General features: G+C 37.5%; 22 protein-coding genes. 8 read left to right on the top strand and 14 right to left on the bottom strand.

All coding sequences use genetic code 11. The features are described from left to right. Nucleotides 1–347: 347 nt before the first annotated feature. Nucleotides 348–875: a hypothetical protein gene (locus H4J70_RS15610; protein ID WP_182213811.1), complete on the bottom strand. Its 528-nt coding sequence runs from the start codon at nt 873–875 to the stop codon at nt 348–350. Nucleotides 876–1,026: 151 nt separating this feature from the next. Between H4J70_RS15610 and H4J70_RS15605 the strand changes: the two genes are divergently transcribed. Further along, nucleotides 1,027–1,614: a CIA30 family protein gene (locus tag H4J70_RS15605; RefSeq protein ID WP_259368066.1), complete on the top strand. Its 588-nt coding sequence runs from the start codon at nt 1,027–1,029 to the stop codon at nt 1,612–1,614. Nucleotides 1,615–1,633: 19 nt separating this feature from the next. Continuing rightward, nucleotides 1,634–1,849 carry a TIGR02450 family Trp-rich protein gene (locus H4J70_RS15600; protein ID WP_182213809.1) on the top strand — a complete coding sequence of 72 codons (216 nt, stop codon included), beginning with the start codon at nt 1,634–1,636 and terminating at the stop codon, nt 1,847–1,849. A gap of 86 nt (nt 1,850–1,935) precedes the next feature. Here H4J70_RS15600 and H4J70_RS15595 read toward each other — a convergent pair whose 3' ends face one another. After that, entirely contained in the window at nt 1,936–2,808 is an 873-nt protein-coding gene (locus H4J70_RS15595; protein ID WP_182251418.1) for a LysR family transcriptional regulator, read from the bottom strand. 94 nt (nt 2,809–2,902) lie between these two features. Here H4J70_RS15595 and H4J70_RS15590 point away from each other — a divergent pair, with 94 nt between their 5' ends. Next, complete coding sequence (locus H4J70_RS15590) at nt 2,903–3,403, top strand: lactoylglutathione lyase family protein (protein ID WP_070375692.1); 501 nt, start codon at nt 2,903–2,905, stop codon at nt 3,401–3,403. Between the two features lie 238 nt (nt 3,404–3,641). Continuing rightward, nucleotides 3,642–4,949 carry a GGDEF domain-containing protein gene (locus tag H4J70_RS15585; RefSeq protein WP_310733532.1) on the top strand — a complete coding sequence of 436 codons (1,308 nt, stop codon included), beginning with the start codon at nt 3,642–3,644 and terminating at the stop codon, nt 4,947–4,949. Between the two features lie 32 nt (nt 4,950–4,981). Here the strand turns inward: H4J70_RS15585 and H4J70_RS15580 are convergent, their stop codons facing one another. Then, nucleotides 4,982–5,335: a DUF3802 family protein gene (locus tag H4J70_RS15580; RefSeq protein ID WP_182213806.1), complete on the bottom strand. Its 354-nt coding sequence runs from the start codon at nt 5,333–5,335 to the stop codon at nt 4,982–4,984. Between the two features lie 370 nt (nt 5,336–5,705). Between H4J70_RS15580 and H4J70_RS15575 the strand changes: the two genes are divergently transcribed. After that, the gene (locus H4J70_RS15575) at nt 5,706–8,693 is read left to right on the top strand and encodes a TonB-dependent receptor (RefSeq protein ID WP_182213804.1); all 2,988 of its coding nucleotides are present in this window, start codon (nt 5,706–5,708) and stop codon (nt 8,691–8,693) included. Nucleotides 8,694–8,884: 191 nt separating this feature from the next. On the opposite strand, the gene H4J70_RS15570 is transcribed toward H4J70_RS15575, so the two are convergent. Further along, entirely contained in the window at nt 8,885–9,028 is a 144-nt protein-coding gene (locus H4J70_RS15570) for a hypothetical protein (RefSeq protein ID WP_182251417.1), read from the bottom strand. A gap of 369 nt (nt 9,029–9,397) precedes the next feature. On the opposite strand from H4J70_RS15570, the gene H4J70_RS15565 reads away from it, so the two are divergent. Further along, nucleotides 9,398–12,391 (top strand): TonB-dependent receptor, encoded by a 2,994-nt coding sequence (locus H4J70_RS15565; protein ID WP_182251416.1) that lies wholly within the window; start codon nt 9,398–9,400, stop codon nt 12,389–12,391. A 505-nt stretch (nt 12,392–12,896) separates the two neighbouring features. Here the strand turns inward: H4J70_RS15565 and H4J70_RS15560 are convergent. From H4J70_RS15560 to H4J70_RS20930, 8 genes are all read right to left on the bottom strand, one after another. After that, nucleotides 12,897–13,718 (bottom strand): DUF1338 domain-containing protein, encoded by an 822-nt coding sequence (locus H4J70_RS15560; RefSeq protein WP_182251415.1) that lies wholly within the window; start codon nt 13,716–13,718, stop codon nt 12,897–12,899. Nucleotides 13,719–13,922: 204 nt separating this feature from the next. Then, nucleotides 13,923–15,392 (bottom strand): succinylglutamate-semialdehyde dehydrogenase, encoded by a 1,470-nt coding sequence (gene astD, locus H4J70_RS15555; RefSeq protein WP_182222451.1) that lies wholly within the window; start codon nt 15,390–15,392, stop codon nt 13,923–13,925. A 124-nt stretch (nt 15,393–15,516) separates the two neighbouring features. Then, on the bottom strand, nt 15,517–16,533 hold the full coding sequence (gene astA, locus H4J70_RS15550; RefSeq protein ID WP_182213797.1) for an arginine N-succinyltransferase: 1,017 nt from the start codon (nt 16,531–16,533) through the stop codon (nt 15,517–15,519). A 105-nt stretch (nt 16,534–16,638) separates the two neighbouring features. Continuing rightward, a complete protein-coding gene (locus H4J70_RS15545; RefSeq protein ID WP_070375700.1) occupies nt 16,639–17,853 on the bottom strand; it encodes an aspartate aminotransferase family protein in 1,215 nt (404 codons plus the stop codon). 335 nt (nt 17,854–18,188) lie between these two features. Beyond that, nucleotides 18,189–19,334 carry an HDOD domain-containing protein gene (locus H4J70_RS15540; protein WP_182169190.1) on the bottom strand — a complete coding sequence of 382 codons (1,146 nt, stop codon included), beginning with the start codon at nt 19,332–19,334 and terminating at the stop codon, nt 18,189–18,191. A gap of 115 nt (nt 19,335–19,449) precedes the next feature. Further along, nucleotides 19,450–20,034, bottom strand: a complete 585-nt coding sequence (locus tag H4J70_RS15535; RefSeq protein ID WP_070375702.1) for an aminodeoxychorismate/anthranilate synthase component II — start codon at nt 20,032–20,034, stop codon at nt 19,450–19,452. A gap of 195 nt (nt 20,035–20,229) precedes the next feature. After that, a complete protein-coding gene (locus H4J70_RS15530; protein ID WP_182251414.1) occupies nt 20,230–21,465 on the bottom strand; it encodes an alginate export family protein in 1,236 nt (411 codons plus the stop codon). Nucleotides 21,466–21,963: 498 nt separating this feature from the next. After that, a complete protein-coding gene (locus H4J70_RS20930; RefSeq protein ID WP_182242286.1) occupies nt 21,964–23,142 on the bottom strand; it encodes an MOSC N-terminal beta barrel domain-containing protein in 1,179 nt (392 codons plus the stop codon). 167 nt (nt 23,143–23,309) lie between these two features. On the opposite strand from H4J70_RS20930, the gene mpl reads away from it, so the two are divergent. Both mpl and H4J70_RS15515 read left to right on the top strand, forming a co-directional pair. Further along, nucleotides 23,310–24,701 carry a UDP-N-acetylmuramate:L-alanyl-gamma-D-glutamyl-meso-diaminopimelate ligase gene (gene mpl, locus H4J70_RS15520; RefSeq protein ID WP_182230220.1) on the top strand — a complete coding sequence of 464 codons (1,392 nt, stop codon included), beginning with the start codon at nt 23,310–23,312 and terminating at the stop codon, nt 24,699–24,701. Between the two features lie 2 nt (nt 24,702–24,703). Then, the gene (locus H4J70_RS15515; RefSeq protein ID WP_182213789.1) at nt 24,704–25,321 is read left to right on the top strand and encodes a flavin prenyltransferase UbiX; all 618 of its coding nucleotides are present in this window, start codon (nt 24,704–24,706) and stop codon (nt 25,319–25,321) included. Here the strand turns inward: H4J70_RS15515 and H4J70_RS15510 are convergent. Next, a complete protein-coding gene (locus tag H4J70_RS15510) occupies nt 25,293–25,502 on the bottom strand; it encodes a hypothetical protein (protein WP_182213787.1) in 210 nt (69 codons plus the stop codon). The genes H4J70_RS15515 and H4J70_RS15510 overlap by 29 nt on opposite strands. A gap of 37 nt (nt 25,503–25,539) precedes the next feature. Then, a complete protein-coding gene (locus tag H4J70_RS15505) occupies nt 25,540–25,977 on the bottom strand; it encodes a hypothetical protein (RefSeq protein ID WP_182169200.1) in 438 nt (145 codons plus the stop codon). Nucleotides 25,978–26,096 lie beyond the last annotated feature (119 nt).

Below are 26,096 nucleotides of genomic sequence, written 5' to 3'. Positions count from 1 at the left end.
TCAAGTCTTATGCCAGATCATTAGTAAACAGTGTTTTGCTACTAATTCATTGTAATAAAGGGTTTTTATTTGAGGTTAGTGGGTTTTTGAAATAATGAGTAACCGAGAAAATTGCACTGATGTGATTAAGCGCCCCGTTTTGGTGCGGTAAAAATCAAGGGTGAAGTGGTGAGTTAATATGTCGTGCTTCATGTCGTGCTTCAAAATACTTTGACGACAACGTTGAAGGAAATAAAGAAGCATAGGTATATAAATAGATAAGACTAAACGTTGGGTAAATAGCTAAAATTGGCAAAAGACAGTAACGGTTAATTACTGTCTCTTGCACAAGTCTCAACAAAGTTACACTAGCTCGATGGCGTTAACTTATCTCTCAACTCATTAAGCGCTGCAACTGAAAAACCGTCATCATAAAAATAAACAATGATGCCATTTTTATCTAACAGTAATACTCGCGCGTTATTAGGGCTTTCATTTCCAGTGAAAGCTTGAACTTTATCACCGTCTTCATAAATTGTAATCACCCCTTTCCAAAGAGGTTTTGGAATACCAGCACGCATACCATTGTCGATAAAAGTACTAAACATTTTTGGGAACAATCCCTGAATAGTCGGGAGCTCATAGACATCGACTTTAGTTTCAGTCATATCTAAACCGATTAACCATCTATCGATATCGAACTGTGAATTCTGTTTGTAGCCTACTAATAATAAAGTAAATTCTTTGTTGAAATCGGCTGGAATATTGACTGTGTTTTCTTCTAATGTTTGTCCGGTAACCGCTGGAAAAGCTTTACCTGTGACTGATTGATTTGTATATTTTGTGCTACAACCTGAGGCAAGGCTGATAAACAATATCAATAAAAAAATGCGCATATATTTTTACTCGTTGGTTATTATTTTAAATTAAATCTAACACTACATACGTTAGAGTATTAATTTTAGCTCATTTTTAGTGATTTTGATCTTAACAAGTTTATTTTGCGTATTTAAAAGGCGATATAGAATACTTAAGTGGAATTTATTGATGCGATTTATTTTAATTTTATGTTTGTTTTTCAGTGCTTATGCCAGTGGTAACAATATTAATAACCAGGCCAATGATAATTCAAGTGGCAATAAGAAGGCTTATATGATTGATTTTTCAAAACAAGAAAACGGACGCTGGCGGATAACCAATGATGGCGTTATGGGCGGCTTATCAAACGGGGAAATGATATTTGCTCAAGATCATGGCATTTTTAGCGGTAGCATCTCTCTAGACAATAATGGCGGCTTTAGTTCGGTTTTTCGTGCTGTCGATAATCTTCCACAATCTTATAAGACACTTGTTATTAACACCGAAGGTGACGGGCAAGCCTATCAATTAAGGCTAATTATTTATGTAAATGGCTACCGGTTAGCTTATAAACATGACTTTAAAACCGTCGCTAATAAGCGTGAAAATCATATCTTCGAGCTTGCAGACTTTAAAGCAACTTTTCGTGGAAGGGCTATACCAAATGCGCCTTTACTTAACTCAGAAGATATTAAAGAAGTCGGATTTTTAATGACTAAAAAAGTCCCTGGGCAATTTTCATTATCGATATTTACACTGTCTTTTTTGAAACAATAACTTATACACTAAGGTAAAGATGAATAAAATTAATCCCAAAGCCCTCATCAATAGTAAGTGGACTAAAGTTGATATTACCAATAAAGAAAAACACTTTATTATCACTAAGGTGGAGTTTGACGAAGAACAAAAAGTAATTGCCTGTGTTATCGAAGCGGTGATGACTCATAATGAATACACCATAGATTGGCGGGATCTAAAAGTCAGTGATCAATGGCGGGTCGGCTGGAAATAAATTTACAATTAAGTCACTATGAGCCGATTTGAGTGTTTGCTTATCGCTAAAAAATTCATAGGCTAAGTGAGTTTTTATAGTCAATGTTATAAAATAAATTTACGAATCGATTTTTTAATTAATTGACTCCTTTGAGTGTCAAACGAATGTTTGTTTTGGCAAAGATATAAGGTTTCACTGACCGGTATCTCCAATGTGTGTACTTTTATCAGGTTTTGCTCAGGGAAAGCGTTTACCGCATGTAGGGGTAATACGGTAAAACCTAATCCTTGGCTAACGGGCAATAAAATCAAACTTATTTGATTAGAAAATCCTTTGTGCTTAAATTGACTTGTATGTTCAAATTCAAGGTAATTTTTACTCAATAATTGTTGTGCATGATGTTCTGAGTCAGGGTGGCTGATAAAACCTATAGAAGTAAGCACTTGCCAGTTGATACTTGTGATATCACTTGACGTCACTAAAACCAAAGGCTCAATGGCTATTTTTTTGTAGGCTAACTGTGGGCTCCTATTTAACTCAGTGAGTATCCCCAGGTCAATTTTTCGCTCAATTAAATTTTGCTCTATATTTTTATTGGGTGCAAAGGTGTAATCGATAATAAGCGCCGGATAGCGTTGCTGCATATCAAGCATCTTTGGGTATAGTTTTAAGCCGACACTGCCAGGTGTACTTATTTTAATGACACCGATAAAAGCATCATCTTGTTTAATTGAAGCTTCGATATCAGCAGATGTGTCTAATAAATCTTGTCCTTGTTGGCGTAATTTAATACCCGCATCGGTCAATGAGAAAGACTTACCCTCCCGCGTTAATAATAAAATGTCCAACTGCGCTTCAAGTTTTTTTATATGCTGGCTTACGCCTGATTGCGTCATAAAAAGAATTTCTGCTGTTTGGGTAAAATGTCCAACGTCAGCAAGCGTGCAAAATGTTTTTAACCAAATAAGATTTATCATAACAAAATGTACTCATTTATATTACAAATGATAATTTTATATACTTTATAAAGTTCACTATACTTTGTCTATCAAATTTAACGAGGTAATAAAAATGAGTAAAGCATATCCAAGAACTTTTTCCCATATCGGTATTTCAGTCCCTAATTTAGAGGCTGCTGTTGAATTTTATACTGGCGTTTTAGGTTGGTATGAAATAATGAAACCAACAGAAATCATTGAAGATGATAGCCCCATTGGCGCTATGTGTACCGACGTATTTGGTGCTAATTGGGGTAAATTTAAAATAGCCCACATGTCGACAGGCGACCGTATCGGCGTTGAGCTATTCGAATTTGCTAATCAAGAAAATCCAGAAGACAACTTTGAATACTGGAAAACAGGCGTGTTTCATTTTTGTGTGCAAGATCCTAATCTTGAAGAACTGGTGGAAAAAATTGTCGAAGCAGGTGGTAAAAAACGTATGGCAGAGCCGCGTTACTACTATCCCGGTGAAAAGCCCTATCGTATGATTTACATGGAAGACCCTTTTGGTAATATATTAGAAATCTACAGCCACAGCTATGAATTAACCTATGCGGCCGGCGCTTACTAATTTAAAGTCATAGCTTATTAACACTGATGATTTAATAACCCAATAGAAAGTCATTTTCTCTTGGGTTATATCAAGATAACTTTAGCGGTTAAACCTATCTCCTGTCTCTGCACTATGCAAGCTTACCCACTGAATAAATATTGGCTAAATAACGATTATGTCGCAAGCATAATGCCTATTATTAATTTTCAACTACAATTAAACTTTCTGTAATATCATCAACAGTTAAGGTTTATTAGTGAGTAAAAAGAAACCATTACCCGTTACTTCAACGTCAAAGGATAATTTATCCGTAGACGTTAAGATGTTAACGGAAGTGTTAAACAACGTTGGCACTTGTATATTCACTAAAGATATTCATGGTTGCTATACCTATGTAAACCAGGCTGTACTGGATTTATTTAATATTAACTCAACAGATATCATTGGCTTTGATGATAGTCATTTCTTTGATTTAGCGTTATCTCAGCAACTAAAAGAAAATGATCGAAAGGTTATTAAAGAGGCTATAACTGTAGAAAATGAAGAAACAAACTTCATCAAATCCCTACAAGAAACCCGGATATATAAAACGGTTAAAAAACCCTTGTTCGATGATGCTAACAATGTCATCGGTATTTGTGGTGTATCAACAGATATAACAGCAGAAAAAAAGCTCCAAAAAATAATTAAAGCACAGAAAAAATTACTTCATACGGTACTTGATAATGTTGATGCTTATATTTACATGAAAGATAATGAGCGAACATTTAAATATGTAAACAGTAAAGTTGCTGAATTATTTGGTACGTCAGCAGAAAATATTATTGGTAAGAAAGACACTGAGGTTTTACCACTTGATGTTGCTGAGCATTTTAACCAATCTGATCAAAAAGTTTTTGATACGGGCGAAAAACAAACCATAGAAGAAACCTCAGCAGATGAACAAGGTAATGTACGTTACTATATTAGTACAAAAATTCCTTATCAACACCAAGGTGAACTTCCAACGTTAATTGGATTTTCTACCGACGTCAGTGAATTGTATGCGTTAAAAGAAGAATTTAGAAAACAAGCAAATACCGATTCATTAACTAAGCTGTATAACCGCCGCTATTTTATTGATCATGCTGAACGAGAGTTTCATCGTGCTAAAAGGCACCTTCGCATTCTATCCTTGATTGCTATTGATATTGACCACTTTAAAGATATCAATGATAGCTACGGTCATCCAATAGGGGATAAGGTGCTAATGTCAGTGGCTCAATGTTTACTTCCTTGTCTTCGACAAGAAGATATTTTAGCCCGTATTGGCGGTGAAGAATTTTCAATATTGCTCCCTGAAACTACATTGCAGTCAGCAAAGGTTGTCGCAGAGCGTATTCGACTTAATCAAAGTAATCTAATTATAAAAGGTGAGTGGCAGGGCGAAATTAAAGTAACTGTTAGTATCGGTGTTACTTGTATAAGATTTGCAGATGATAACTTTGATGATTTCTTTACCCGCGCTGACCGAGCATTATATCAAGCGAAAGACTTGGGTCGTGATCAGGTTTTTTGTTGGTAAATATTATTGCTCGAAATAATTCGCTCAACGCCTTAAGATAAAAACTGACTGTGAATTTCGCTATCAAATAAATTCTTAATCAGTAAGGCAAATTCTTTAATGAATGTTTTTTGCTCGTTAGTGACTTTGTTGTTAATAACGCCAGAAAGAATCTCTTCTAAATCATAAACAATAGCATCAACTTCTCGAATAATAGTATTGCGCTGATTAAAAGACAACGCTTCGTTCTGGCTGCAAATACTGATGATTTGTTCACTTAATTCTTGTTCAATAACGCTCATAACGGTATCTGAATCAGCACTTACTGAGGAGGAGTTTTCAAATAAACTGAAATGCTCAGTCAAGTATTCAATAATATGGATGTAACCTTCAGTATCTGTAACCATTAAAAATGTAACCTTTATAAAAAAATATACCATACCTCTTATGTAGGCGTTTGATCAAGGTTGGTCACTGCTATTTTTTCGTTATTTATAAAAACAATTTAGATTGAAATATGTCTATTAATTAGTCTTTTTTTTTATTGAAAAAGATATATTGTTGCAAACATTACTGTACGAATAAATAGACATTTATATAAATATCAGGTGGTTAGCTTCGTCTGTAAAAGTTCAAAATAACTTTGACCTAAAGGCTTGTAATATCTCCATATTCAGGCAGTATCAAGGGGTTGTTAATTAAACGAACGATTTGTTTAAAAGTTAACCTCATGATTTTAAATAATTAAAATTATAAGTTCAGGGAGAAATACTAATAATGAAAAATTCTAATTTAAAGCGAAACTTTAAACGCTCAATTGCAGCTATCGCTGTAACGACTGTTCTAGGTATGAGTACAGCATTTGCAGATACCGGTGGTCTAAAATTCCAAGTAACTGATGCAGAGGGTAAACCTGTAGCGGGTGCCGTTGTAAATGTAAGCACTTCTGAAAGTTTAGTTAGCCGCAAAGGCGTAACTGATAAAAATGGTTACTTAAGATTATCAGGTTTAGACCCATCAACTAAATATGAAGTTGAAATAACAGGTAATGGTTTTGAACCTTTTTCACGTGATAAAGTGCGTGTAGTGTCAGGTAAAAGCTTTGATGTAAATTACATCTTATCTGGTATTGGGGATAATATCGAAGTGATTTCAGTGAGAGGCTCTGTTGCAACCATTGATACTAGCTCAACGACATCAGGTATTGATTTAACTTTAGAGATGCTTGAATCTTTGCCTACTGCGCGTAATTATCAAGCATACTTACAATTAGCACCAGGTACTAAACCTTCTACAGGTGGAAACCCTTCCTCTAAATCAGGTGTTAACTATAGTGATAGTGGTGGCAGTGTAGGGGTATCTACAGATAACGTTTATTATATTGATAATATTAATGTTACCGATAATAACACAGGTACATTTGGTGCAAACTTTAACTCCGAAATTATTCAAGAACAACAAATACTGACGGGTGGTATTCCTGCTGAGTTTGCCGGTGGTGCAGGTTTAGTCTCTCGCGTTATTACTAAGTCAGGCAGTAATGAATTTCATGGTTCTGTTAACTACTACCTGCAAAATGATGGCTTAGTTGCTGATAACAAAAATGAAGATGCAAATAGTTTTTCAACCTTTGATACGGCTTTTACGCTTGGTGGTCCAATCATCAAAGATGAATTATGGTTCTTTACTTCTTATCAAGTCAAAGACCTTGAAGAAGATGTTGCTGATCCAGAAACGGGTGCACTACAACGCACGATTACTAATGAAGCTGATTTAGGTTTTGCTAAATTAACTTGGCAAGCAACTCAAAATGATCGTTTTGTTGTTTCGTACTTTAACGATCCAACAGAAATAAGTGGTTCAGCTGATGCGTCACTCTTTAATAATCGAGATAGAGCTCGAAAACAAGGTGGTGATAATCTGCATTTTGAATACTCTCATACATGGGATGATTTAATTGTTACTGCAGAATATGCTTCACATGAAGGAGAGCTGTCTAGTTTAGCCGCAGACCAATCTTCAAGAAATGATGTGGCTTATTTAGGGGGTAACCCTACGGGTCGTGATCTTTCACTCGGTGGACTCGGTTCTGACTCTATTACCAGTCGTGATGGCACTGAAATGAAAATTACTGCCGAATATTATTTAGATACGAGTGATTTTGGCTCTCATGTTATTAAAACCGGTTACTCACAAACTAAAAGTACCTTTAAAACCAGCCTAGAATATACTGGTGACGGCGCGCAATACACATCAATTCCAGGTCAAAATTCAGGTGCAACTTTTGGTAGCTATGTTAGCGATAGCTGGACAGGAACTACCGATATTTCTGATTCAGACAGTGACGTAGATGGCATTCTAGATGCGATGGTAGCAACTGATAGCGCATACTATTTAGGCCTGTTAGATTCTGATAATGATGGTGCAATTAGTCGTGCAGAATTAGATGAGATGACTTTTAATAGTTCTACGGGTAATCCAAATGGTTTAAATAATGTTTATCGCATTAATATGACCCAAACAGCTCCGGTTGAAATGTCAATTGAAGGTCAAGTATTCTTTATTCAAGATGAATGGAGCAATGATGATGGTATTTCGGTGAATATTGGCATACGTTCGGAAAAATATGAGCATATTTCATCTGCAGGCGATACGATTCAAACGTTCGACTGGGAAATTGCTCCTCGCTTAAGTGCTGCATGGGACATTAATAACGATGGGGAAAGTAAAGTCTTTGCTTTTGTTGGTCGCTACTATGATCCGATTCGTACCGACATGACAAGTTTTGCGGGTAATCTGACGGGCCCTGTTCGTGAAGAGCAAGTTTTTGCTGGTGACCGCTGGCTAACATTCCGTACACGTGGTGGTCAAAAGGGTGGTCAAGATGCCTTTTTCGCTCCCAGTATTAAAACGCCCTACACGGACGAGTTATTAATTGGTTATACGCAAGCCTTATCTGACGATATGAGTATTGATCTTACTTACACTAAGCGTGTAACCAAAGATATCATGGAAGATTATGACCTAGGAACTTTCTCAGATCCAAATAATGAAGCATTAGTAAATTCACCCTTTTACTTACCTTATTCATACTTTGGATATTCAGAAGCGCCTGAATCAAACTTTGTTATCGGCACACTGTCTGGTGCAAAACGTGAATATCAAGGTCTTGAGGCAACTTTCCGTAAACGCCGTACAGACAATTGGTCAATGCTTGCGTCCTTTACTTATAACGATGCGCAAGGTAATTCAAACTCAGATGGCAACGCTGATTACCAAGGTGATGTATTAGAGTTAGATCCAGCCGCACCTAATATGTGGGGTGATCAACCGGGTAATATTAAATACTTAGCGAAACTGGCAGGTAGTTATTATTTTGACAATGGCATTGAAGTTGGTGCTGTTTACAACTGGAACTCGGGGACACTTTATAGTACTAACTACGCTCGCGGTAGTCGTCACTTCCCGTTACGTGAAGATAATGCTTATGATTTTGGCGGTATTTCTTCACGTTGGGTTCAAGATGGTGTGGTCGCAGCTAACACTAGTGCTTCCTATGGTACTTTAGATCTTCGTGTTAAATATGTTTATGATTTTGATGAATACAAAGCAGAATTTTTTGTAGATATGTTTAATGTCTTGGATGATCAAGCAGGTGTACGTGAACAAGATCTTAAAGCGGGTGACGGTATTTATGCCTTTGGTGAAGCTATTGAATGGGTTCAACCTAGAAGACTATACTTAGGTGCGCGTCTTTCTTTCTAATTAAATGATAACTTAATAAAAATGCCAGCATCTTGCTGGCATTTTTTTTATATATCTAGATACCTCAGTTATTAACTAGGTTTATTTCATGCGTTAACTGTCGTCGCGTAGAACCTTGGCTGCTTGCTCATCTAAACTGATCATTATTTTTCTACTCAACACTTTGCCTAAACATTAACGAAAATTCCCCCTTAACTTTTTAACGGGCCATGTAAATATGGGGATAAATCAAACATTGGCATTATTTCTGGGCGAGGTAAATCGTTATATTTTTTAAATCGCTCAGCCACAGAGCTGCAGTTAAATTGATCTGCATTATATAAAGTAGAACTCATTGTAGCCCCATCAAGTGATTTATAGCTTAATTTGATTACTGATATTTGGAATATTTCAATTAATACGGATATTTTGTATAAAATATTTTTACAAAAAAGTTACAAAAAGGCTTTTTTTTTCTTTGTAGCGTCTATAAATCGATACATATTTGGATATGGTTTGTTTAATAGGTTGATTATTTCATTGATTAACAGTTGGTTAGGTACTAATAAAAAAGTTCAAAAACATTTTTGTAATAGGGGTTGTAATATTTCTATATTCAGGCAGAATTAATGGATATTGTTACCTAATGTAACAATTTGTTGAAATATTCAAAGAATTTAAAACAATAAATATTTAAACTAATAAGTCCAGAGAGAAACACTAATATGAAAAATTCTAATTTAAAGCGTAGCTTTAAACAATCAATTACTGCTGTAGCAGTAGCGATGTCATTGAGTGCAGCAATGCCTGCAATGGCAAATAACACAACAGGTTATATTACTGGTAGTTCTATTAGCCAAAGTGGTCAAGTTCTTGGTTCAGTTACAATTAAAATTGTAAACAAAGAAACTGGTTTAACCCGCTCTGTTGTTTCTGATAGCGAAGGTTCTTTCCGCTTCCCGCTTCTTCCTCCTGGAATGTATGACATTACAGCAATGAAAGATGGCTTCCAAATCACAGCTCAAAAAGATGTTAAAGTTGGTATGGGCGGTAAAGTTAGCCTTAACATGACTCTAGCTGCTGATGATATTGAGCGCATTGAAGTTACTGGTTCAGCTATTGCTATGGTTGATATCACAAGTTCAAGTACAGGTATCGTTGTTGATACTTTAACTCTTGATAGAGTACCTGTTGCACGTGATTTCACTGGTGTTGCTTTATTAGCACCGGGCACAACTAAAGGTGATTCTGCTTTTGGTAACAACCCATCTATTGGTGGTGCATCTGTAGCTGAAAATGCTTACTACGTGAATGGTCTTAACATTACTAACTTCCGTACAGGTGTTGGTTCTAGTCAACCACCATTTGAAATGTATGATACATTTGAAGTTAAAACTGGTGGTTACTCGGCTGAATTTGGTCGTGCTACTGGTGGCGTAATTAACGCAAAAACTAAAAGTGGTTCAAACGAATTTAAATCTGGCGTAAATGTTTACTACGAACCAGATGCTTTAAGAGAAGATAAGCAATCACAAAAACGTGATGACGGTACTTTACGTATTGATAACACTGGCGATGAGAATGACTTCTACGAAGTTAACTTATGGGCAAGTGGCGCTATCATCGAAGATACTCTTTTCTATTACGCACTATACAGCCCGCGTAGCGATGAATTTGAATACAACGGTGGACAAGCTTCTACTCCAGAAGGTATTGCACAAAGCTTATACTCACAAAAAGATGATGATTCTTTCTGGGGTGCAAAAGTAGATTGGTATATTACTGAAAACAATATCCTTGAAATCTCAGCTTTCTCTGATCAAAGTACTACAACTACATTGAGAACTGATTATATTGGTTCTACTGGTGCTGAACCAAAAGAAAGTTTTGAGGACAATGGTGGTTTGAACTACACAGCTAAATTAACGTCTATTATTACTGACGATTTTTCAGTATCAGTTCAATACGGTATCAATGAAACAGACCGTACAGCTGGTAGTGTTTTAGATGCTAACCCAGCTATTTACCGTAACTTTACTAGAACAGGAGCGTTTGTTCCTGGTGGTAACTTTGCTAACTTTAGCATTGGTGAAGGTGATGATCAGCGTCAAGTTGTTCGTATCGATGCTGATTGGTACTTAGGTGATCATGAAATACGTTTTGGTGTTGATAAAGAATCACTAACGGCAAACCAACAAACAATTAACTCTGGTGGCGCTTACTACTTATACGTAATCGGTGAAGATGATACTACGATTGATTATGTGCGTCACCGTACATACAGCAGCGGTGGTTCTTTTGAATCAGAAAACTTTGCATACTACATTCAAGATCAATGGCAAGCTACAGACGATCTAGTTATTAATGCTGGTATTCGTAACGATTCATTTGAAAACAAGAATGGTATTGGTGAATCTTTCATTAAACTTGAAAACCAATGGGCATTACGTTTAGGCGCAGTATACGATGTTATGGGCGATGGCGAGTCTAAAATATGGGCAAGCTACGGTCGTTACTATCTTCCAATCGCTGCTAACACTAACATTCGTTTAGCCGGTGCTGAAACTTATACTCAAGATTACTACAACTACGACGGTATGAGCAGCGACGGGTTAGAAGTTCCTAATCTAACTGGTGGTACTTACGATGGTCGTCCTAGAGATGTATTCTCAAACGGTGATGTTCCAGAAGCAGGCGCAATTGTTGATTCAAGCATCGACCCTATGTATTCAGATGAATTCATTGCCGGTTACCAGTTCCAGTTAAATGACGAATGGAGCATGGCAGTTCAAGGTACTTACCGTGAGCTAGCAACAACTATTGAAGATGTTGCAATCGATTATGGTTTTAATGAATATGTTAATCGTGAATTCGGTTCAGCTTGTACTGAATGTACAGGTTTCCATTATTATGTACTAACTAATCCTGGTACAGATATCACTGTAACTACTGACCCTGATGATAATCAAGTAGATGCAAATGGTGATTACTTCAATGGTCCTTTAGCTAATCAAGAATACACTATTCCTGCATCTGACTTAAACTACCCTGAAGCTATCCGTAAATATGCTGCTGTTGACGTAACTGTTAACAAAGAGTGGGATGGCAAATGGATGTTAACTGGTACTTACACTTGGTCTCATAGCTGGGGTAACAACGAAGGTTTAGTTCGTTCAGACAACGGTCAAGATGACGCTGGTTTAACAACTAACTTTGACCAACCTGGTTTATTAGATGGTGGTGATGGTAACTTACCAAATGACCGTCGTCATTCAGTTAAAGTATTTGGTTCTTACCAAGTTACTGATGACTTGAATATTGGTGCAAACTTCTCATGGCAAGCAGGTAAGCCAAGAAGTGCATTTGGTATTCACCCAACTGATATATTTGCTCAGGCATATGGTTCAGAGTCTTTCTACAAAGGCGGTCAATTAGCTAAACGTGGTTCAGAAGGTACAACAGATTCTCTTTGGAACCTTGATTTAACGGCTAGTTACGACATTGAATTTGAAGACTTTGACTTAAATCTTCGTGCAGATGTTTTCAACGTATTTAACAATGATACAGCATCTGAATTCGACGAGATTTATGATGATGAATCTAGAACTGATTTTAATGAAGACGGTTCAGGTAACTACTTTGTTAGCCCAACTTACGGCTTAGCACAGAACTGGCAGACTCCACGTTATGTTCGTTTAAGCGCTTCAATCCGCTTCTAAAAATTGTTTAAATAATAATTTAGTTGTTAAAAAACCCGCTACTTAGCGGGTTTTTTTATGGTTAATATTTAACAAGCGATATTTATTGTTCACTGAACTTTAACGTTTGCTGTATTTATATAAGGGTAAATGCCATACATTAAGAATTAGAGGGCGTTAAATGAAACGCTTATCTATAAATAGCTGTGTATGCATAGTAAGGGTTGATCCCTTTCAGTCATCAGCGATGCTTTAAATACTGGTCACATGAAAGACTAATTATAATATCGGAAAAGGATAAGTTCTTATTCGAACAAAAGGCTCCGAAATAAGTACCCAAATAGAAAGACTGAACATCAACAAAAGGTTTTTGTTATTTCTAATCGACAATGCAACTAATATCAGTGGAATGAAAGAGGGGGGAACTATGCGATGCAAAGTAATATCAATGTTGTAAAAGTTTAGCGAACAGAGCTTTATTTCTGCTCGCTATAATCTAGCCCATTGATGGGGTGTCGAACAACAATTATGCTGCTACGTTGGTACTTTCAAATATCTTATCTGCAGAAGCCGCAACAAAACCAGCATATAGCTCGCCAGTATCTAATGGGTATCGCTTAGCAAATTCATAAAAACAGCTAGGGATTTCTGCTTCTCCATCTGAGAATTTAACAATAGCTTTATCTGCCATGGTTGACGATTGTTCAAGTTTAACGATTGAGTCGCCTTTGATTTCACCGCCGGTAGTGTTTAATAAAAACCCACCTGCTTTAACGGCGCTATTTACCTCTTCAATAGTCGAAAAGTTATCTAGGTGATTGATACTGACAGTAAAGTGGTTTGCACGGTAACCCCAAGCAGCCACCCAAGCGGCATATTCACTTTCTGCCAACAAGGTTTGGTACTCTGCTTTACTTACTTGCCAATGCGTACCTGAATACAAGAAACTACTCTGTGCAACCTTCTCATCGTCTATAGCACTAACCATTTTTTCGATAATGTTTTGAACATTAACTGAGAATTCTTTGACGCGTAATTCACTGATAAAAACTTTTGGCAAGCTCGCATCACTGTGTTCAAAATGTTTTGCATTAAGTTTTTTGCTTGAAAAGTCATATTCACCAGAATATTTATAACCTAGCGCTATTAAGATCGCGGCTAATTTATCTAAATTTACCTTCGCACTATCAAAGGTTCGATAAGCAACATGATCGTTGATTAAATCGCCTCCTGAGCTGAGTAAATGATGAATTTTATCGGCAGAAGGCGTAACTTCAATATAGTTTTGCCAAATGTTAGTAAACAAGTCAGTAACTTGCTGGTGTTGAATTGAATTAATATTTGTCATGTAAATATCCGTAGTAGGAGTAGGTAAAATTAGTGGCTAATGAATAGTTAAAGAGAGGCGTTCATTTTAAAAGGATTTATGAGAATGCGTGTCACTGCTAACTATTCAGGCTGAATGGCTAGATTTGATCTATATTCTTAAAAAAGCTGGGACGAAGCCCAGCTTTGATTATTAACTTATTAGCGTACATTACTGTAAGTGTGCCTAAATACTCAAGCCTGGGCTTAATGTTGCTGGTAATGACACTTTAGGTGCTTCAACAGAGGCTACTGGGTAAGCACAGTAATCAGCTGCATAGAATGCACTTGCTCTATGGTTACCACTTGCGCCAATACCACCAAATGGAGCCGCACTACTTGCGCCTGTAATTGGTTTATTCCAATTAACAATACCTGCACGTATTCTACGGAAGAAGTGGTTGTATAAATCTTCGCTGTCACTTAATAGGCCAGCAGACAAACCAAATGAAGTGTTGTTTGCTTCATTGATCGCCGCGTCGAAATCTGTGTAACGGTATACTTTTAATAATGGACCAAAATGCTCATCATCAGGCATAGCTTTAATCGATGTTACATCAACAATACCCGGAGAAATAAAACCAGTACCTGCTTCTAAATGCTTCATTTCAACTAATGATTGTGCACCTAAATCTAGTAACTGTTGCTGTGCAGCAACAAGACTTAACGCTGCTTTTTCAGAAATCATTGAACCGATAAAAGGTTGTTCTTCATCGTCAAAATAACCTATTTTAATCGCTTTTGTCGCTTCAATAAGCTTAGCGATAATAGCATCACCTTGTTCGCCTGCTTCAATAAATAAGCGTCTTGAACAGGTACAACGCTGTCCTGTAGTAACAAAGGCTGATTGAATAATATCATGCACTACCGCTTTAACATCGCTAATATCTTTAACGATTAGTGGGTTATTTCCACCCATTTCTAAAGCTAAAATCTTACCCGGTTGGCCGCCAAATTGTTCATGTAATAAATGGCCAGTATTTGAACTACCGGTAAAAAACAAACCATCGATTTGTGGATGTGAAGCAAGCGCTTTGCCTGTTTCAACTTCACCTTGTACGAGATTTATGACACCGTTTGGTAAACCCGCCTGTAACCAAAGTTTTAAGGTTTCTTCAGCAACTTTTGGTGTTAATTCACTTGGTTTAAATACAACTGTGTTACCCGCTATTAATGCAGGAACAATATGTCCGTTAGGTAAATGACCAGGGAAGTTGTAAGGACCGAAAATGGCAACAACACCATGAGGCTTATGACGTATCATTGCTTTTGCGCCAGGCATTGGGTTTTCAACAGTACCCGTTCGCTCATTGTTTGCTTTGACAGAAATCGCTATTTTACCCATCATGGCGCCAACTTCTGTACGGGTTTCCCAAAGAGGCTTACCTGTTTCTTCTGCAATGGTTATTGCCAGATTTTCTTTGTTCTCGCCAAGAAGCACAGCAAATTTTTCAGCAATAGCAATACGTGCTTCAAGGCTCATGTCTGCCCATGACTCAAACGCAGCTCTCGCACTTTTTACCGCAATATCAACTTGTTCTTTAGAAGCAGACTTTCCCTGCCAAATAACTGTGTTTCTTGCTGGGTTTAACGAGCTAACATCGTGACCTAAACCTGCTTGCCACTGACCATTAATTAATTGTATTGCTTTTGACATTTTTCTGTCCTTATACTTTACGACGTTACCAGGTGACATAAAAACCCACCTAATGAACTAATTATTATTTCACTGCGCGCTGCTCAGTGAAATAAAATGATTGCTTAGAGAATCAAGGTTTACTTTAATTGCGAACTAAGCGTACAAAATCACCTTCATTTACATGCAGTGCTTTAGCGATATCGTCTGACATCAACACCTGTTCAGCAGTTGCTCTTAGCGATACCTTTGCTTGAACAGCTCTAAAACCTGCAACTTTCGTGTTACAAATAATAAAATTAGCTTTATCATCTGTCTCACCAATAATGACTTGATACTTGCCACTATTTCGAATTGTTTTTACTTTGGCTGTTTGTGCTTCAACCGTGGGGCCACCATCAAAGATGTCAACGTATCCTCGGCGGGCAAAACCTTCGGCTTCTAATAATCGCAAGGCAGGTAATGTCTTAGGATGAACTTCGTTAATCACTTTTTGTGCATCTTTGCTTAATAAACTGACATAGATAGGATGCTTTGGCATTAACTCAGCGATAAAGACTTTTTTACCAATACCGGTTAAGTAATCGGCTGTTGGAAAGTCCATCGAAAAGAAATGCTCTTCTAACCAATTCCAAAAAGGAGATCGTCCTTCTTCATCAGATATACCACGCATCTCAGCGATAACTGTGTCTGCAAAGCGCTCGTGATGTTCAGCCATAAACAAAAAGCGACAACGAGACAGAAAACGGCCATTTTTATTTTTTCGGTGACTCTCACCCAAAAACAAAGTACAAATTTCAGATGCACCCGTGTAGTCATTACACAGTGACAATGTTTCTACGGTATTATAAATGCCTAACTCACGAGAATTATGGACGACTTTACCTAAATGATAATGGTAAAAAGCATCTTCTAAACCTACAGCGGCTTCAATACCACTTGTACCAACAACCTGACCCGTGTCAGTATCTTCCATTACAAACAGATAACCTTCGCTAGACGGGTGCGACACATCTTTATCGAAAGAATACTCAGAATGAGCGATACGTTGCTTTAATAAGCCTTCATTGACAGGTAGTGATGTAAAACCGTGTCCTGATTCTATCGCAATACGATGTAAAGAGTCATAATCGCTCGCTTGAATAGGGCGTATAATAATCATAGAAAGATCTCATTTTTTACAAAGAAAAATGAAATTGCAGTCATTTTAGAAAAATAACTACAATTTCAACGGTGTAATTGTTTTATTAACGTAATTTAACAATGACTATTTTGCTAGTTTAGCAACAGCTTTTTCAAAACGCGCTAAGCCTTCATCGATATCAGCATCTGGAATAACTAATGAAGGAGCAAAACGAATAATGTTTGCGCCAGCAACTAAGGTCATAACACCTTCTTCTAAAGCAGCGTTTAAAAAGTCTTTTGCTTTGCCATGATACTGCTCGGTTAGTACCGCACCAATTAACAAGCCTTTACCACGAATTTCTTTAAATACTTTATGCTTAGCATTAATTGCGTTTAAACCTGCAACGTAGCGTTTTGCTTTTTCTTTTACACCATTTAAAATTTCTGGCGTATTAACCGTATCAAATGCGGCTTCAGCTACAGCACAGGCTAATGGGTTACCACCATAAGTACTACCGTGAGTACCTATTTTAAGGTGTTTAGCAAGTTCGGTTGTTGTTATCATCGCGCCGATTGGAAAACCACCACCTAATGCTTTTGCGGTTGTTAAAATATCAGGTACAACATTTAGACCCATATAAGCATATAAGTCGCCAGTACGGCCAACACCTGTCTGTACTTCATCAAAGATTAGTAAAGCGTTATGTTGATCACAAAGTTCACGCACACCTTCAATGAACTCTTGTGTAGGAGAAACTAAACCGCCTTCACCTTGTAATGGTTCAATCATTATGGCACAAGTTTTATCAGACATAATTGCTTTTAGTGCTTCTAGGTCGTTGTAGTCAACGTGATCTATATCACCAGGCTTAGGGCCAAAACCATCTGAATAAGCTTTTTGTCCACCAACAGTAACGGTAAAGAAAGTACGGCCGTGAAAACCTTGATTAAATGCAATAATTTGTGTTTTGCCTGCGCCATGAACATCAAGTGCCCAGCGACGAGCTAATTTAAGGGCTGCTTCATTTGCTTCAGCGCCCGAGTTGGCAAAGTAAACTTTATCTGCAAAAGTATGATCAACCATTTTTTTAGCTAAACGTAAAGCGGGTTCATTCGTCATTACGTTAGATAAGTGCCAAATTTTATCAGCTTGGTCTTTTAATGCGCCAACCAATGCTGGGTGACAATGGCCTAAACAGTTAACCGCAATACCGCCAGCAAAATCAATAAATTCACGGTCTTGTTGATCCCAAACACGAGAGCCTTTACCACGTACAGGGATTACCGTTGACGGCGCATAGTTAGGTACCATTACGTCATCAAATAATTTACGGTCTACAGGAAAATGGTTAGTCATTGTTCACACCTCAAGTTATTAAACACTGCTGTGCAGTGTATCTTGGCATTACCGCAAAATAGCTCAGCAGGTAAAAACCTTATATTAGTTTATTTTTCAGCAGACATAAAAATGATGAAGCTAAAAATTAGGCGCTAAGTATGACAGAGAAAACAAGTACTGTCTTGCTCAAAATGACTGCAGACCTTATAAAACAAAGGCTTGCCATGTTTTATTCAGTATAGATGCATAACTATATAAAGAGAGTTTTATAGGCTTACTAACGGAATTGCTCGTGAGGTAACGAACTCAGTGCGTTATTAACAATAGGTAAACTTTTCATAATTAATCAAAAATTATTTAAAATTTAATTTTATGTGATCAATGTCGCTTTTCTTTAATAAATTGATTTCTTGTGGTGTGATTCGTACTGTTGTTAACAGTAACTTAGCTTCATCATTACTGATTAAATCATCTTTAGCTAAGCTTCTAAAAGCAACATACGCTTTTGCTTTGGTGACTATTTGCGCTAGTGGGCACATTTTTTCTAATGTTTCTGTGTAGGCAAGATCAAATATAGCTTCGGTAATTTGCAAGCGGTCTAGACGCATCAACTCCACTAAATCTGCTGATATCTTGCTGCTGCGTGTTATTAGCTGTTCGATTAATAAGTCTGGTGAAGCGTCAAAGGCAACTAATGTATCATGAAGTTTTTTATCTTTATTCTCGTAAGCAGCTTTTAATTCTGCGGTATGTAACTCACTATAAGTGGTTAAAAAGCAGCGAGAAACAGCGATTAGTCCTAGGTGACTAAACATGCCAGCAGCAAAAGCCGAAAATTCATCCATACCTGCTTTTTTAGCCAATACGGAGGAAGACATGGCAACAGCCAAACTGTCATTCCAAAGTTTTCTTTTCATTAACGTGTAAGGAGCCGTGCTATTAGGTAACCAATGTTTGAGCATAAAGGTTGGCATGACTAACTTTAAATTGTCTAAGCCGATATAACTTAATGCTAAACTTGCGTCAGTAACTTGGACATCGGCCCGTTTACGATACTGTGGTTTATTGACCAGATTAATTAGCTCATTTGCTAACCAAGGTAATGATTTAGCTAAAGGAATAATACGATTAATCGAAGCGGCGCGCACTGACAGTATTTCCATAATACTGGGAATGGCATCTTCAATTTTTAATATTTTGTTGTAGAGATTTTCTTTGTTATCAAATTTTTTGTTTACTTCAGTTGTCACATGGGTAAAAAATTTAGCCATGACTTGCTCAGTAAAGAAACTTTCTCCGTGGGCCTGAATGATTTTATTTTTATTTGCTTCTTCTTCAACCGCAAGTAATTCTCTGCGGCGATTAGCTTGTTCGCTGTTTTGATGGACAGCAACAGACACTTTTCCACTTTGCTTTTCAGCAAAGCCTTTACTGATCATTAAGCTCATCGCTCTTTTATATATTGGGGCGACTAGGTCGTTGTTTTCAAATATCTGCATGAGCTAATAGGGTGTTTTCCAATAAAGTTGAACTTGAATAGTCTTTATCGGCGACATACACAAAAGTATGAATGATGACAAATGAGAGTGATCGCCTGACGCTAATTTTTTTGTTTTATTTGCAGTGAGTAATAAAGTTCTTCAGTAACATCATACCTTGTTCCGTTAAAATCGATTCAGGATGAAATTGTACACCTACAATAGGCAATGTTTTATGGGCTAAGGCCATAATTTCATTGTTTTTACCCTGTTCATCTTTGCTCCAAGCCGTTACTTCAAGGCAATCAGGCAAAGTGTCTTTATTAACAATTAATGAATGATAGCGTGTCACAGTTAAAGGGTTATTTAATTGATGGAATAAGCCACTTTCGTTATGTTTTATTCTACTTGTTTTCCCATGCATCACGACAAGTGCTTTTTCAATACTTGCACCAAAGTGTTGTGCAATGCACTGATGACCTAAACAAACACCTAAAATTGGCACTTTACCGGCAAAGTGTTTAACTATCTCTAATGATAATCCCGCTTCATTTGGAGAACATGGACCTGGAGAAATAACAATATACTGGGGTGATAGTACCCTAATTTCAGCTAAAGTTATTCGGTCATTTCGTGCAACGACGACCTCTTGCCCTAATGCTTGGAAGTAATGTACTAAATTAAAAGTAAAAGAGTCGTAATTGTCGAGCATTAATAACAAAATAGTCCCTTGGGTAGGAAGATAATAAACGCGGCTATTCTAATCGCTCATCATTGACAATTCATTATATATTTCTACTTTGCTGCTTTGCTGTTGTTTTTGTTGGTTTTTTAATAACATAACAGACACCCCACATAAAAAAGGCTGATACTTACGTAACAGCCTTTAATTAAGATGATGTTCAAGCGTAAGTTTCTAGAACTTAGTTGCAACTTGTATCCATAGTTTGCTGGTATCCGTACTCAATTCATCAGCACTGTAACGGGCAAATTTTACCAGTAAGTCGTAATCCTTTTTAAAGGTATAGGCGGCGACAAGATCTAATTCTGTACCATAGTCTATATTGCCTTCATTTGCCGCTAGGTCATGGAATGTTGCCGCTAACTTAACTCCAGCCAATTTTGTTTTAACGCTAATGTATGTATCTTCAACACCATTTGGCATGCCAGTACTGCTACCCGTATTTAAGAATTTATCTGAAAAACCTTGGAATTTATGTAAGGTCGCAAAAGGTGTACTAAATGCTGCTTTAGCGTTATCACTGCCTAAAACCTCAATGCCTGCTAATAATGTAACTTGACCTAAGTCAGTGGCTATCTCAGCATTGTAGTAGTTAGCATCGTAATTTACGGGGTTATCACCGTCGTCGCTTTGCATTGCTGCACTTAAGTTAACACTTACCGCGCCAAATTTACCATTGTAAAGAGCGCCGAAGGTGCTTGAAGACATTGCATGTGCTCTATCAAAGTCTAATACATAGGCAAATGCTGATATTTTGTGTTCGGTATTAATTTTGTAGGCAGCATTCGCAAAATGAAAAGCACCTGAAAGATCGTCACCTTTTTTGTCATCGCCAAAAATGCGGTTTGCGTTATAGATGTAGCTGTAATCGAGGGAAAGTGCAGCGCTTGCTGTATATTCAATACGGTAACCGTCATAGGTTTGTTCATTTTGACGCCAGCCAACACCACCAATAAAACGCTGATTATTATGTAAAATACGTTGGCGACCTGCTGTTAATTTCACTTTTCCGCTATTGTATTGTAAAAAAGCCTGGTTAACGTCGGTTATTTCAGGGTCAGCAACGACAGCATCACTGCCAGAGTAATCAAAGGTTAAGTCATTATAATCATCAACAATGGCGGTTACATTATCAACCTCAAGGCCTAACGACCATTTTTTATAATTGCCTGTTTGTAGGGTTAGACGAGACTTTATTGTTAACGCTGTTGCATCTTTATCTGTGGTGCCATTTGCACCGTCTTCATCGACACCTTCATAGCGGGCGCGTAAGCTCACATTTACTTTACTGTCTGTTAGTGCTTTTTTAATACCTGAATTGAATGCCGCATCGTCTGCCATTGCAAAAGGCGCAGAAATAATAGAGCCGGTAATTAAAGCCAGTGATAATTTTGTTTTCGTAAATTTCATCGTGTATATCCTATCTATTTTATGTATGTATCTTGCGGCTCGACACACGTTATTGCGACCAAACAAGGAGGCCACACACAGTGGAGTTATTTAATATGGTTTAATGTTTATTTCTTGAGAACTAATTAATGGGCTGATTTTGTCACTTTGCCAAAATGCAAAGTTTGATTTAAATCAAGTTGTGATTTTGTCTAATGATGCAGCTGTTTTATTGTTGATTTACATCAAACATTAGCTTGATACTGTTAGAGCGGATTAAAAGTAGAATGATAAAATGCTAGATACATAGCAGATAAAATATAGTAAAGAGGATTGAATTATCTCAGCGCTAAAGTAAAGCATATTTGCTTATCAACGCTTTTTCATACAAGGTGGGTTATAAAAAAATGGATAGTCGTTAAAAAGAGAACGGTATCAATTGCCGTTCACTTTAGTCACGTTACGATATATGTATCAAAGGTTTATCGGGAATTATTTTTCAATAAAAGCGGTTGCTTATTATCTTTTTGCTAACACTAAGTCTGATTGTGGCACTGAGCTACAAGCTAAAACAAAGCCTTGCTCTTTCTCGTCGTCACTTAAACCGTCGTTAGCTAGTTGTTTAACATCACCATCGATCAGTTTTATTTTACAACGACCACACATGCCACCACGACATGAATAGGGGAGTAGCATTCCTGCTGATTCACCTTGTTCTAAAATAGAGTCTTTTGTGTTGCCAATAACGTTTTTGTTCCATGACTCAAAGTTTAAATTAACTTTTCCTTTACGCATTTTTTTTGGCTCCTTGTTAACACTGGCTTGTGCAGTCGTTTTTTTGTTAGCTGTTTTTGTTGTTGGTTTGGCAATAAATATAGGTGGATTTTGCTTCTTTAAAATAACAATTTCATCACCTTGCTGAATACTTCCTTGATTAAGCGCAATTAAATTTTGCCCAAACATCACATCTCCACTGGCCACTTGTCGGTAGTTTATTAAGGTTGTTAGCGGTTCTTGCTGTGGATGATTTTCGGCATTGTTAGGGTTCACTGTAGTGAAAATACAACGTGAACAAGGCTTAGTTACTTCAAATTCAACCTCGCCAATACGAATATGCTGCCAAGTGTCTTCGGCGTAGGCATCGCAGAGGTTAGCCACAATATTAGGTCTGAATTGTTTCATGGTAATCGCAGGGATTGATTGTTGAGTTAGCCGGTTATTTAAATCATCGAGTGAGGCTTGAGAGGTAAGCAATAGTGGATAACCGTCAGCAAAGGCAATTTTTTTATGACTTTTGCTAACTAAACGCTGTGATTTTTTACCAAAATAAAGAAGCTGGCAAGGTTTTTTTAGGAATTGGCTGAACCATAAATCAAAATTTTCATGGCCATACTGTGCTTGTATTTCATCTTGCCATACCGTTACTTTTTTATAAATGGGTGACAATTCTTGATAAAGTAGATGCAGCGCTGGCATATCTGGAGCGGTTAATATTAAGCCCTGTGCAGATAAATTAACCTTAATAAGGCAAAGTGTTGGTTCAGTGCGGGCGGTTATAAATTGGCCATTTTTATCTGTTATGACAAAACGGCGGTCAAGGCTCAAGCCCAAGTCATCAACCCAACTAGTCGATAATGAAATACCAGCAGCCGATTTAATCGGGTAAATATGAAGTGATTGTAGTGAAGGTGATCGCACGTCGCATCCTTTAATTTAGTATGGCTATGCATACTTACTAAATTAACAAGGCATTGCAATGCCTTTTTACTATCTTATCAGGTATATTATCAGAGATTATTTTGATCTTATTTTTATTACTGGTTACTACAGCATTGCCAAGGTAACCAAGCTTTAACGGACATAACATGCATATTCACATTTTAGGTATTTGCGGTACATTTATGGGCGGTATCGCCGCTATTGCAAAACAGCTGGGGCATCGTGTTTCAGGTTGCGATGCTAATGTTTATCCGCCAATGAGCACACAACTTGAACAATTAGGTATTGAGTTAAAACAAGGCTACTTAACAGAACATTTAAAAGATGAGCCTGATTTAGTGATTGTTGGCAACGCCATGTCACGCGGCAATGTTATGGTTGAATACGTACTCGATAGAAATATCGCCTACACGTCTGGCCCGCAGTGGTTATTAGATAATGTTTTAAAAGACCGTTGGGTCATCGCTATTTCGGGTACTCATGGCAAAACTACCACTAGCTCTATGGTTGCCTGGATCCTAGAGTATGCTCATATGAAACCGGGTTTCTTAATTGGTGGTGTACCACAAAATTTTGATTGTTCGGCACGTTTAGGTGACGCCCCCTTTTTTATCATTGAAGCCGATGAATACGATACCGCCTTTTTTGATAAGCGCTCTAAGTTTGTTCATTATCGTCCGCGCACCTTAGTGATTAATAACATGGAGTTTGATCACGCTGATATTTTTAATGACTTATCTGATATACAACGCCAATTTCATCATCTTATTCGTATGGTGCCAAGTAACGGCCTAGTGTTGTCACCCAAAAATGAATCAGCCATCACTGAAACTTTAGCGCAAGGTTGTTGGACACCCACAGAATTTAGTGTCGAGAATGAATTTAGTAAATCTGGCTGGTATGCAGAAAAGCTTACTGGCGATGGTAGTGAGTTTATTGTCTACTTTAAGGATGAAATACAAGGCACAGTAAAATGGAACTTAATTGGTGATTTTAATATCGATAACGGTTTAATGGCTATTGCCGCTGCTCGACATGCCGGCGTTCCTAGCCATGTTGCTATTGATGCACTGGCTGAGTTTATTAATACCAAAAGGCGTTTAGAGCTGCGCGGTGAAGTAGGGAAGGTACGTGTATTTGATGACTTTGCCCATCATCCTACCGCTATTGCTAAAACGTTAGCCGGTGTTCGAGCGAATGTAAGTGCTAACGGTGAAGGCGATCAATCATGTCGAGTAATCGCGGTATTAGAACCAAGATCAAACACCATGAAATCAGGTGTTCATAAAGACACCCTTCCAGCATCATTAGCGCAAGCAGACGTTGTCTATTTATTTCAAGACGAGCAAGTGCAATGGTCAGTAAATACACTGATTAAAGAATGCCGACAGCCGTGTTTTGTTGAGACAGATATCGATGTTTTAGTGAGTCATATCGTTAACAACTCACAAGCAGACGATACTATCGTTGTGATGAGTAATGGTGGATTTGGCAATATTCACCAAAAAATATTAGATCAATTAGCAAAGAAAGGATAGTTATGAACGAGTTTCGAGAAAAAATTACTGTCGCAATTACCGGCGCATCTGGTGCTCCCTATGCATTAAGATTAATCGAATGTTTAGTTGCTGCGAATGTACAAATTTATGTTTTATGTTCAAGCGCAGCACGGGTTGTTCTTGACACAGAAGTTGGCATTAAAATACCGGGTTCACCTGACGGCGCCACTCAATTTCTCAGTGAAAAATTTAAGGCAAAACCTTCACAAATCACAGTCTTTGGCAAAGAACAATGGTTCTCTCCCGTGGCTTCTGGCTCTGCTGCCCCTAAAAAAATGATTGTCTGTCCTTGTTCAACGGGCACATTAGCCGCTATTACCTTAGGTATGAGTGACAACTTGATTGAGCGTGCTGCCGATGTTGTTATTAAAGAAAGAGGGCAGTTGATTTTAGTGGTACGAGAATCACCTTTTTCTACCATACACTTACAAAATATGCTGACACTTTCACAAATGGGCGTTACTGTCATGCCAGCGGCACCTGGCTTTTATCATCACCCCAAGTCGATTAATGATTTAATTGATTTTATGGTGGGCAGAATGTTGGATCATTTAGGTATTGAACAAGCGATTATTCCGCGCTGGGGTTATCAGCTTTAATGTTTACTTGTGGTGTTTGGCTTTTATTCTCTGTTTTACAATTGGGATCGATCTCTTTGCGGTGAATATCGCAAGGAGTTGATTGACCATTAATTATAATTTTTTGTCGACCATTGCTCATTGACACAGAGCCACAAGAAAATAAAAAAAGTATCAGTAAAGTAGATAATAACTTTTGCATATTTTTGCTCTAGAATCCTATGTGAAATCAGTATAAGTTATTTAAATAAGTTAGAACAGTTTTCAGGTGAGGCTGCCATTAACGTAACCGTTTTACCACTTCGCACTTTTACACAACTTACTGATTCAGGAATTTTTTGCTTTTGAATGACATCAAATTCACCTTGGATGGCGGAATTTAGATGGTACTGAAAAGCATCATTACTCCCTTCAAATAAAGCGGTAAATAACCCAAAAACTAATGCCCCAGCGATGGTCCCTGCAATCATATCTTTATGGTTACCGTCAAGTTCGCCTAATAAGCCAATGCCAGCACCGGTAATAATACCTGTTTTGACCTCTGAAGATAAAGTTACCGGAGTAACCGACGCAATAGTCGCATAAAATTCTTTAATTATTTGGTGTTGCTCTGCTCGGTCAACCCCATGGCTTGCACATCCGGCAAATAGTAAAGCGCTAAGTAATAATCTTTTCATGGTGTTTTCTCAATAATTTATTGTGCATATAAAAAGGAGGGCACAAGGGGTATGAAAAGATTTTACCGAGAGTTACAAGCCAAAAACATTTAAAAATTGTATGTTAATTGTTTACGGTG

Origin of the sequence: Colwellia sp. BRX8-9 (assembly GCF_014077245.1) — a bacterium.
Classification (GTDB): Bacteria; Pseudomonadota; Gammaproteobacteria; order Enterobacterales; family Alteromonadaceae; genus Colwellia_A.
The sequence above is the reverse complement of the archived record's forward strand: the minus strand, read 5'-3'. Positions and strand labels throughout refer to the sequence as shown.